Source organism: uncultured Enorma sp., from assembly GCA_905210055.1.
Lineage (GTDB): Bacteria > Actinomycetota > Coriobacteriia > Coriobacteriales > Coriobacteriaceae > Enorma.
This window is the reverse complement of sequence record CAJLVH010000074.1, coordinates 1-8,627: the sequence shown is the minus strand read 5'-3', so window position 1 is coordinate 8,627 and position 8,627 is coordinate 1. Positions and strand designations below refer to the sequence as shown.

The 8,627-nt window shown below is 56.7% G+C and carries 10 protein-coding genes and 1 pseudogene; 1 reads left to right on the top strand and 10 read right to left on the bottom strand.

Annotated features, from left to right (window positions below; all coding sequences use genetic code 11):
- From QZ079_RS05925 to QZ079_RS05880, 10 genes and pseudogenes are all read right to left on the bottom strand, one after another.
- Positions 1-195, bottom strand: a pseudogene (locus QZ079_RS05925) (iron-binding protein); the annotation flags it as partial.
- A gap of 120 nt (positions 196-315) precedes the next feature.
- The gene (locus QZ079_RS05920) at positions 316-687 is read right to left on the bottom strand and encodes a PIN domain-containing protein (protein ID WP_297036341.1); all 372 of its coding nucleotides are present in this window, start codon (positions 685-687) and stop codon (positions 316-318) included.
- Complete coding sequence (locus tag QZ079_RS05915; protein WP_297036338.1) at positions 668-952, bottom strand: type II toxin-antitoxin system Phd/YefM family antitoxin; 285 nt, start codon at positions 950-952, stop codon at positions 668-670. Before QZ079_RS05915 ends, QZ079_RS05920 begins: the two co-directional genes overlap by 20 nt.
- 441 nt (positions 953-1,393) lie before the next feature.
- Positions 1,394-2,293, bottom strand: a complete 900-nt coding sequence (locus tag QZ079_RS05910) for a MurR/RpiR family transcriptional regulator (protein WP_297036335.1) — start codon at positions 2,291-2,293, stop codon at positions 1,394-1,396.
- Positions 2,294-2,416: 123 nt separating this feature from the next.
- Positions 2,417-3,649, bottom strand: coding sequence for a hypothetical protein (locus tag QZ079_RS05905; protein ID WP_297036333.1), 1,233 nt, complete (start codon positions 3,647-3,649; stop codon positions 2,417-2,419).
- Positions 3,649-4,482: a PTS system mannose/fructose/sorbose family transporter subunit IID gene (locus QZ079_RS05900; RefSeq protein WP_297036330.1), complete on the bottom strand. Its 834-nt coding sequence runs from the start codon at positions 4,480-4,482 to the stop codon at positions 3,649-3,651. Before QZ079_RS05900 ends, QZ079_RS05905 begins: the two co-directional genes overlap by 1 nt.
- Positions 4,475-5,284: a PTS sugar transporter subunit IIC gene (locus QZ079_RS05895; RefSeq protein ID WP_297036327.1), complete on the bottom strand. Its 810-nt coding sequence runs from the start codon at positions 5,282-5,284 to the stop codon at positions 4,475-4,477. The genes QZ079_RS05900 and QZ079_RS05895 overlap by 8 nt, the downstream gene beginning before the upstream one ends.
- Positions 5,285-5,361: 77 nt before the next feature.
- Entirely contained in the window at positions 5,362-5,841 is a 480-nt protein-coding gene (locus QZ079_RS05890) for a PTS sugar transporter subunit IIB (RefSeq protein WP_297036324.1), read from the bottom strand.
- Positions 5,842-5,860: 19 nt separating this feature from the next.
- Entirely contained in the window at positions 5,861-6,295 is a 435-nt protein-coding gene (locus QZ079_RS05885) for a PTS sugar transporter subunit IIA (RefSeq protein WP_297036321.1), read from the bottom strand.
- Between the two features lie 4 nt (positions 6,296-6,299).
- Positions 6,300-7,238 (bottom strand): class I mannose-6-phosphate isomerase, encoded by a 939-nt coding sequence (locus QZ079_RS05880; RefSeq protein WP_297036318.1) that lies wholly within the window; start codon positions 7,236-7,238, stop codon positions 6,300-6,302.
- A gap of 954 nt (positions 7,239-8,192) precedes the next feature.
- Here QZ079_RS05880 and QZ079_RS05875 point away from each other — a divergent pair.
- A complete protein-coding gene (locus QZ079_RS05875; RefSeq protein ID WP_297036315.1) occupies positions 8,193-8,576 on the top strand; it encodes a hypothetical protein in 384 nt (127 codons plus the stop codon).
- The last annotated feature ends 51 nt before the right edge of the window (positions 8,577-8,627 follow it).

The following is an 8,627-nucleotide window of genomic DNA, read 5'->3' as shown; positions in this document are numbered from 1 at the left end:
CATGGGATGCTCCGTCGACCCGACGGTCACATGAATGAGACGGCCGTCGTTTTCGCGCGCGACGACGGGCACGTGCTTTTCCTGAGCGGCATCGGTAGTATTTGCCTCAAGCGCGGTGTATCCCTCTGGTGCAGGCGCATCGGACGAAAGCGCGACGAGGAAATGATTCTCGGCATCCTTGTAAAACGTAGCCATAAGTACCTCCTACAACAGACATGCGAATATGCAATCGGTGGGATTATGCCCGTTCGTCCGTAGCATTAGACAAGCGGCATCGGGCGAACACACGATGAACGACGGCGGCGCGCCAAGTTGTCATCCTACCAGCGATATGAGGGAGCGCAGCTTCTTATCGAAGGTGAGAACATCCTGGCCGTTCACGGCATGCTCGGCGGCGAGCACGCAGTCGACGAAGTCGAACGTACACCCACGATAGAGCCCCAACGCAGTTGCCGCGACGCGCTTGCGCGCGCAATACACCTCTTCGAGCAGAATCTCGATACTTTCCGCAATATCTGAACGAGGAACGGCATACACTCCCTGCAGCACGTATACACACTCCGCGAGCACCTCAAGCGTAACTTCAGCGCCCGATTCGACCGCACGCTCCACCTGCGCAGCCTGGTCCTCGATGTCTTCCAAGAGGTAGCGAAGCACCGCATTGGCATCAAGCAAGGTCAGCGTCATGTTTATCCACCATCGCCTTCAGAAATGCGACCTGCTCCTGTTCGCGACGAGCCGCATCGGCATGCGCGCTGAGAATCCCGCGTGCTGAACGTTCTGGCTTTACCTCGTCACGATACGGCGTGATCCGTGCGACTGGCCTTCCATAGCGCACGAGCACGAACGACTCTCCGGCCTGTTCGACACGCGTGACGAGAGAACTCAGATGAGCCTTCGCATCTGCGATTCCGAAACGATGATCCTCGGGAATATGCATGGCAGCATCCATACCGCACCTCCTTGCGCCATCTCTATAGTATCAGATAGATGACCAGCATGTTGGTCATATTCTGCTGCGTTATAACGCGGGACAGCATATGGGAACGGCGCCGATTCTGCTCCGCGGCCTACCCGCGCCGGGAGGCCATCGCGCGCGAGCCGCATGCGATGGATCGCATACCAACCATCACCGCAGCTCAGCTGTGACCTCTCACATTCTTTCACTTCTCCTCCAGCAAGCGTTAACTTACCAACACCCGCCGAAAGCCTTGAGAATCGCATTCAGATGTCTGATAATGCCCATTTCAGCCACAGTAACGTTTTCGCTTTTCGAAATCATCAAAGCCTACATGGCGTCGAAGAGCCTTGTGTCACAAACTCACCACAAGGTTCTCAAATCCCACACGACCTCGGAAGCTCTGCGCCGCAACCACAACCCATCCGCAGGTATCTATACCTTCTGCTTTCCGTCGCTGGTAATGCGATGGGCGTCCCCTGCGAAAGCGTCTCGCTTCGTCTTCATCGGCCAGCCTGCGACAGAATCGAGGTTTTGGTTGAGCTCCTGAATCTTCTTGTTGAACTCAATTGGATTGTGCTTCCATACCAGCAAGAACAGACATTCGAGCAAGAACATCTGCGAGCAGCGGTTATTGATTACGACCATGTTGGTAAAAACCTTGTAGTCCGACGACACGAGCTCGTAATCCGCCATCGACCGCACCGTATTCGCATGAGGACCGGTGATAGACACCATCGGTACGCTGTATTTTTTGGCAAGCTCTGCAACCTTCACGCAACTCAAGGTCTCCCCGGATGCGGACACGATGAGCAGCAAGTCATTCGGTCCCATATTCTTGATGAAGCCCGCACTGTCGAAGAGGTCGGACGAGGCATGCGAGTCCTTTCCGATTTCGCTCATGTGGTCCGAGAAGAGCCGCGCCATCACAAGGGACGTTTCCGCTCCGAAGCACAGCAAGCGATGGGCACGGTAAATTGCGCCCGCAATTTGCTCGAGCACATCGCCCCTATTGAGACGAAGCATTTCTTCGACCGATTGCTGGTATGCCCTTTGAATCTTCTCGACTGTAGTGACGGTATCCTCTTCCGGCGAGACCTCGTTCGAATCATCGGGATCGTCATACATGAGGTCGACCTGGAGCTCCTTGAACGACGAGTAGCCGAGCTTCTTCGAGAAGCGCATAACCGCGCTCTGAGCAACTCCCGCTCCCTCCGCGATCTCATAGGAGGTCATGCTCGAGGCAGACGCTCTATTTGCCATGATGAAATTGGCAATGAGATTCTCCTTGTATGACAAATCCTGCAGCTTCATCTTCAAATGACCGGAAAACATGGAAATCCTTCTTCGCTCATTCAGCCAAATCGTTCAGAACAGCAAAGCACGTAGCTGCAGATTCAAGTATCATCTGCAGCCACGCATTTGTCTATCGGATATCCGCCTTATATATCCCAAAGTCTAGGCAAGAAGCTTGTCGAGCGGGTTTACGTCCGCAAGGTCGCGGTACTTTGAAAGGATGAGCTCAAAGACAACGCGTTCATCGCTCTTCTCGATATCGAGTCCACAGACCTGCTGAATCGTTTGCTCGATACCCTCGCTCGCGATGCGAGCCGCCATGCGATCCGTGCGGGCATCGCCCTCATTGTGGAAGAAGAACCCGTATGCCGCGTTCTGACAGATATGCACCGGTAAAATGTCGTACTTCATGCAGTTGAGGGCAGGTCCTATAAAGCGGTCGTTGCGACGCAGCTTGCGAATGGGGTCGTTGCCCACGCGCTCGACGGTGTCGAGCATGGTTCTATCGCGGTACCAGCCCCAGAGCGCGCGCTCGCTCTCCCTGTCAGGCTCATCGGGAAGATCATAGCGCTTCGCAAGGCCAGCATATGCCTCCACAGACGAAAGATAGGACACCCTGCTTATATAATTGTCGTTCGCGGCGTCGCAGATGCACGCGCAGCCATAGTATTGACCGAGGAACGCGAGCGAGCAGTGTGCCGTGTTGATATTCCAAATCTTGCAATGCATGAAGCGCAGCGTATCGTCCTCGTCTTGGAAGAATCCAGGCTTCTCGATCTTGTCGGCACGCGCGAACTGGCCGGTATTCACCTGCAGCACGGCAAACGAATCGTTCTGGACGCTCAGCTCGTCGCGAGCCTTCTGCTCCTCGTTCGGAAATGAACTCACGCGGTATATGATCGACTCCGCAAGCACGCCAAACCGATCGAACCAGCGTCGCTCGTCCGAATCGAACTCCCGAGCAAATGCGGCGGAGAAATAATCATATAACCCTACGTAATTCGCACCGACCACGAGCGCGAACTGCTTTTCCAAACCCAGTTCGATTTTTCGGTCAAGGGCGTCTTTTATATCGCAGACAATCGATTCAAATGCATCGTCGAACGTCGCAGTGAAAATGATATCGGCATACGCGAGCGCATCGATATACTCGGGTCGATCGTCAACGATATGCAGCGCCCGGTAACCACTCACTACGCACTCTTCGAAGCCTTCGGCGCCATCCTTCTCGCTGAACGACGTATATGAGCCCTGAGCTCTCATCTTGCGAATGAGCTCGCGGTCGATGTCGGCGAACGTGATGCGCCACCCGTCCTTGAAGCAGAACTCCCCGTGGAGGCCGCGACCCGAACGTCCCGCCCCAATAATAACGACATCGCCCTTGTACTCCACCATTAAAACACCCCCACAAACGCGCCAATGATCGCGATGACGAACACGGCGGCGATCATAACGGTCACGTTGACCTTCTTCTTGATGAGGCGCAGCAGCACGAGCACCAACATGAGTTCGAGCATACCCGGCAAGATGCTGTTGAATACCTCGTAGATCGACTGCGTCGCACCATTAAGCGAAAATTCGAGCGTGATGGGCACACTGATCTGACTCGCCGCCATCCCGCCCACCATGATGAGGCCGACGATCGAGGCGACGCGCGTGAGCACTTGGATCATGCCGGACTCATACGCACGCTGGATGACGCTCGTACCCATCTTGTATCCCACGTAGCACAGGGAGTTGCGGATGATGAACGCCGGAATGTTGTAGAGCAGGAGGAACAGGATGGGTCCAACCAAGCTCCCCTGGAGCGAGAACTGTAGCGCGAGGCCAGTCACGATGACGCGCCACGTGACCCAGAAAATCGAGTCGCCGATACCGGAAAGCGGACCCTGGATACTCGCCTTGACCGCCTCGATGGTCGAGACGTCGAAGTCGGGGTTCTCCTTCGCCTCCTTTTCCATGGAGGCAAACAACCCAAAGCAAAACGGCGTGAACTGTGGCGTGAGGTTGAAGAAGGTCGTGTGGCGCTTGAGTGCCTCGATCTTCTTTTCCTTATCCTCCGGATTCGGATAGAGCCAGTTCAGAAACGGCCACAATCCGTAGGCGACGCCGTTGCCGCAGAGCTTGGAATAGGTGTAGATGACCGCGTAGTTGAGAAACCGGCGGTTGATGGTCTTGAGCTGAGTGATCTCTTCTTGAGTCAGCCCTTCAGTCAATTTGCTACTCATTGAAGAACTCCTCCATTTCGTTGCTCTCATCGGACGTTGCGGCCTCGGCAGCAACCGCCTTCGTACCAGGCGTGCGGCCGTCCATCGCATGGAACAGCTCGGTTGCGGCAATGAAGATGGCAATCATCGCAAGGAAGATAATCTCGAGACCCATGTACTTCATGACAAAGAAGCCAAAGAGGAAATAGATCGACATCTTCGTGTCCCACAGCATGGATGCGAGGACGGCGATGCCCACAGCGGGGAGCATGGCACCAGCTGCGCTAATGCCCGTCATGACGAACGCCGGCATGTTATCCATGAGCGACTGAACGAGATCCCCGCCGAACGCGACTGCGAGGAATGCGATGAACGGCGAGATGGAGACCTCGAGAAGCGTCAGCAAGACCGCGGTGATCTCGAAACTCCGCTGCTTATCTTGCTCGATAAAGCGGTCGGTGATTGTCTGATACACCTCGGCGATTGCGGGTTCGACCGCCTGGAACGCCAGACAGACATAGCTCAGTGTGATGCCGAGCGCGATCGCGGCGTCCATCGAAAGGCCGTAAAGCACGGAGAAGGCGACCGCGATGCCCGTACCCGTCGTCGGCTCCGCGCTCGTGGCGTTCCCGACGAACACGACGCCCAAGAACACGAGCTCGAGCTGGGCGCCGATTAGGATGCCAGTCGTCACGTCACCGAGCACGAGGCCGACGAGAAAGCCGGTGAAGATGGGCCGCTCCATCATCATGTTCGGTAACAGATACTGGTCGCTCTTACAGAATAAGATGGCGAGGAATACCAAGATGGCTTGAATGATCATGCCAACCCCCTTCGTTTTTTACCTACAGCTGTCAATCAGTCGTCTACGGGACGAGGCAGGGAGCCACAGCACTCCCCCTACAGATCGAGTTCCACCTTCGCGGTGTCGGAAAGCACCTGGTGGTAGCAGCTCGAGACGCGTTCTTGAACCTTCTTTATGCACTCGATGTCGTTTTGATCGAACGCGAGGCAACGGTTGATGGCCTTCTTTCCCGGCGCGTCGGGGCGGATCAGATACCCGTAATTCGCAATGTTGACCTCCTCGATCCCCGGCACGCCTTCGACGAGCTTGAGCAAGTTCTGCGGCGTGCGGACGAGCACGAAAAGGGACAGGCCCTCGCAGCGCGGGTCGTTGAGCACGTCAATCGCCTTCTCCACCGAGAGAATGAGGCACTTGCAGCTCTTCGGAACGCCCATCTTCAAGAGGTTGCTCTGAAACGCGTCCCCCGCGACCTCGTCATCGACTGCTAGGATGCGATTTGCGTGCAGGAAGTTGATCCACTTCGTCGTGACCTCGCCATGTATGAGTCTTTCATCGAGTCGTACCTGCGTAATCATTTCGTACTCCTTTCCCGCCCTATTCGTCAAAGAAATCGACATCGTCGGATGCGACCGCCTCGAGCGATGCGAACAGGTCGTTGGCATAAAGCAAGCCTTCGCGCGCACGGTCGACGACGGAGCGAATCGATTCCTCACAGACCTGCCCCACGGGCATGAGAGCGAGTTCTATGACCGCGCCGAGGTTCACGCCCGTGACGACATGAATCTCGCGTGTTCGAGCAAGCTCCCCCACCATGGTGTTCACGCTGCCGCCGAGGATGTCGGTACATACGATGACGGCATCGCCGGGCTCAAACGAATCGAACAGGGAGGTGAGAGCCTCGAGCGGCGTGGTGCAGTCCGTGTACGCGCATATGACGTAGGGCTTGTCTCCCCCTACCAGCAGTGCGAGCGCGTCGCTCAATCCCTGCGCCAACGAGGCGTGCGTCGCCAGCACCAAACGCTTAGCCATGGGCTCACGCATCCTTATACGAAAGAACGGCAAGGTCGAGACGGTCTCCGCAGAGCTCGAGGTCGCCGGAGTGGGCAGGGACGAACAAGGTTTCCCCTGGCTTGATGGCATTTCCAGCGACGGCGCCCTCGCCTTGGAGGCAGAGCAGGAACATGAACTCATCCATGCCGAACGAGCCCGAGCCGTCCACCTTCACGCGCCTGCCGACGTACTCTCCCGGCTTGGCGTAGTAGTCATAGACGAGGCAGCCATCCTGCTCGTAGGGGATGACGTGATAGCCCTCGACCTTGTCGTCGGGCATGTTTACGTTATCGAAGACCTGCTGGACATGAAGCGGCCGCTGGGGGTCGTTTCGACCCCAATCGTAGAGGCGGTACGTGATATCGCCGTTCGTAGAGAACGCAACCGATATCACGGTTCCATCGCCGGACTCGCCGTGCAGCGTTCCAATCGGCATATGAAGGTAGTCCCCCACGTGCATCTTGATCGGACGGAACAGCTTGTCCCATGCCCCCTCTTCAACCCAAGCTTTGAACTGCTCCAGCGATTGGGCGTTGTGCCCGACAATCACCTCATATTCTTCGCCGGTCTCCTCGATGGTAAACGTCCCCTCGATCTTGCTGTGCATGCCCTCGTGGGCAAACCCATAATCTTCCTGAGGATGCAGGTGGTACGACAAGCGATCAGCGGCGTTGGCGGTTACTAGGCGAACGGGTAAGTCGCTCGAGTCGCAGTCGAACAGCTCCATATGGGTTGCATAGAACTCAGACAGCGGCTGCCCAGTATCGGATACGAGGCAGTCGAGATGGCCCGGGATGGCGATGACGTGGTACACCTCGGCTATGTTATCCAGATCAGTCTGATAGCCGAACTGCTCGATGATCTTCCTGCCTCCCCACGCGCGAGCCTCGATAATCGGCTCGATGTGGAACATCTTGACCACGCGCTCCTCCTTTCTATAGCAACGACTAGGTACGGTCGCGACCCGTATCCTTATAATAATCTATTTAAGTTGCTTTTAGTTTATTACTATCGCATTAATTGACTTACTCGGTAAACGGCTTGTTCTCTCCCACAGGCGGCATGCGCGGCAGGGCAGCGGGATCTCGAGTGGCATCAAGCCACTCTCGTGCAGAAGCGTGGAAAGAGGCGTCGTCGTAAATCGAGGGGCATAGACGGGCCGCGGTCGATCCCCCGCCCATCGAGAAACGCGCATGACGCTGGCTCGACGAGAAAGATATCAACATGCAACAGATGCCTCACCAGAAGACCGGCGCGCCAGCTGGCCGCACGCAACCTTAGCGGAAGGTCGTGAGCAACGTGCGAGAAAGCGGCGCAGGGATAACAAGCGCCCCGGCTCGCCAACGGCTCCAGCAAGTCTGAGCGTAAACAGCTGCGAATACCACCCTCACGGGGATGATGCCGATGACCACCTCACCAACGGCACTCCTTTCCCTAATGAGCTCACGAGAAGCCTCGTTGTGAAGCGTGCATGTGATATTCAGCTGTAGCAACGACTTCAATGGCACCCACCCTGCGCTAGCGAGCCATTTGATTAGCCTCCCAGAGCGTTTTTCGGCTCCCGAAGACGCATACAAACGTTGCGGAAAGCTCAGCTATGGCGTCATCGCTCCTCCAAATGACAGGTCTCGCTGTCGAAGCTCGCACACTCCGGTCAAGGAGCCATTCTGACATAGACCCCGTCTCGCAGCGCATGCAGCCCACGGACGCACGCATTCACAAGCCCACAAACCGCGTGGCGCGCTACGGCAGCGCCCCACGGCACCACCTTCTTTCACTTCTCCTCCACAAACAGCCCCATCCCCTATACAATATCTACATATGCACACGCGCCACGGGGTTATGCACAGGGACGGCGCGTGGGAAAGGACATCGCATGGGTTTTCGCTCCTGGCTGCGCGATCGGTCTTCGCGCAGAACGCAGAAGCGCGCGGCATCGAACGCGGAGACGCCTTCGTCGCGTGCTCAGATCGCGCTGGGCTGCCCTGCGGATGAATGGGAAGAGGTTCCACCCTATCTCCCCGTCGATCCCGCGGAGCATCTGCCCGCCTGCATCATCGCCTCGGCCTTGGCCGCAGGCTCCTATGAGAAAAGCAAGCTCGTGGTGAGGCGCGTGAACATCGCCAACCCCGAGCATCGCCGCGTTGCCGCCATCGCTACGGCACTCGGCGCGGGGGCTCTCAATAAGAGCTCCTTTACGGTGAAACGTATCTATAAGAAGCTGGAACAGAAAGGCACGGAAAACGAACATGCTGCGTAAGTTCAAGATCTCGATCGACGGAGCCCAGTACCTCGTGGAGATGGAGGAGAT

What these genes read in the sequence shown, in the direction of transcription:
- QZ079_RS05920 (WP_297036341.1), bottom strand. Translation starts at nt 687, where the DNA reads ATGACGCTGACCTTGCTTGATGCCAATGCGGTGCTTCGCTACCTCTTG.
- QZ079_RS05915 (WP_297036338.1), bottom strand. Translation starts at nt 952, where the DNA reads ATGGATGCTGCCATGCATATTCCCGAGGATCATCGTTTCGGAATCGCA.
- QZ079_RS05910 (WP_297036335.1), bottom strand. Translation starts at nt 2,293, where the DNA reads ATGTTTTCCGGTCATTTGAAGATGAAGCTGCAGGATTTGTCATACAAG.
- QZ079_RS05905 (WP_297036333.1), bottom strand. Translation starts at nt 3,649, where the DNA reads ATGGTGGAGTACAAGGGCGATGTCGTTATTATTGGGGCGGGACGTTCG.
- QZ079_RS05900 (WP_297036330.1), bottom strand. Translation starts at nt 4,482, where the DNA reads ATGAGTAGCAAATTGACTGAAGGGCTGACTCAAGAAGAGATCACTCAG.
- QZ079_RS05895 (WP_297036327.1), bottom strand. Translation starts at nt 5,284, where the DNA reads ATGATCATTCAAGCCATCTTGGTATTCCTCGCCATCTTATTCTGTAAG.
- QZ079_RS05890 (WP_297036324.1), bottom strand. Translation starts at nt 5,841, where the DNA reads ATGATTACGCAGGTACGACTCGATGAAAGACTCATACATGGCGAGGTC.
- QZ079_RS05885 (WP_297036321.1), bottom strand. Translation starts at nt 6,295, where the DNA reads ATGGCTAAGCGTTTGGTGCTGGCGACGCACGCCTCGTTGGCGCAGGGA.
- QZ079_RS05875 (WP_297036315.1), top strand. Translation starts at nt 8,193, where the DNA reads ATGGGTTTTCGCTCCTGGCTGCGCGATCGGTCTTCGCGCAGAACGCAG.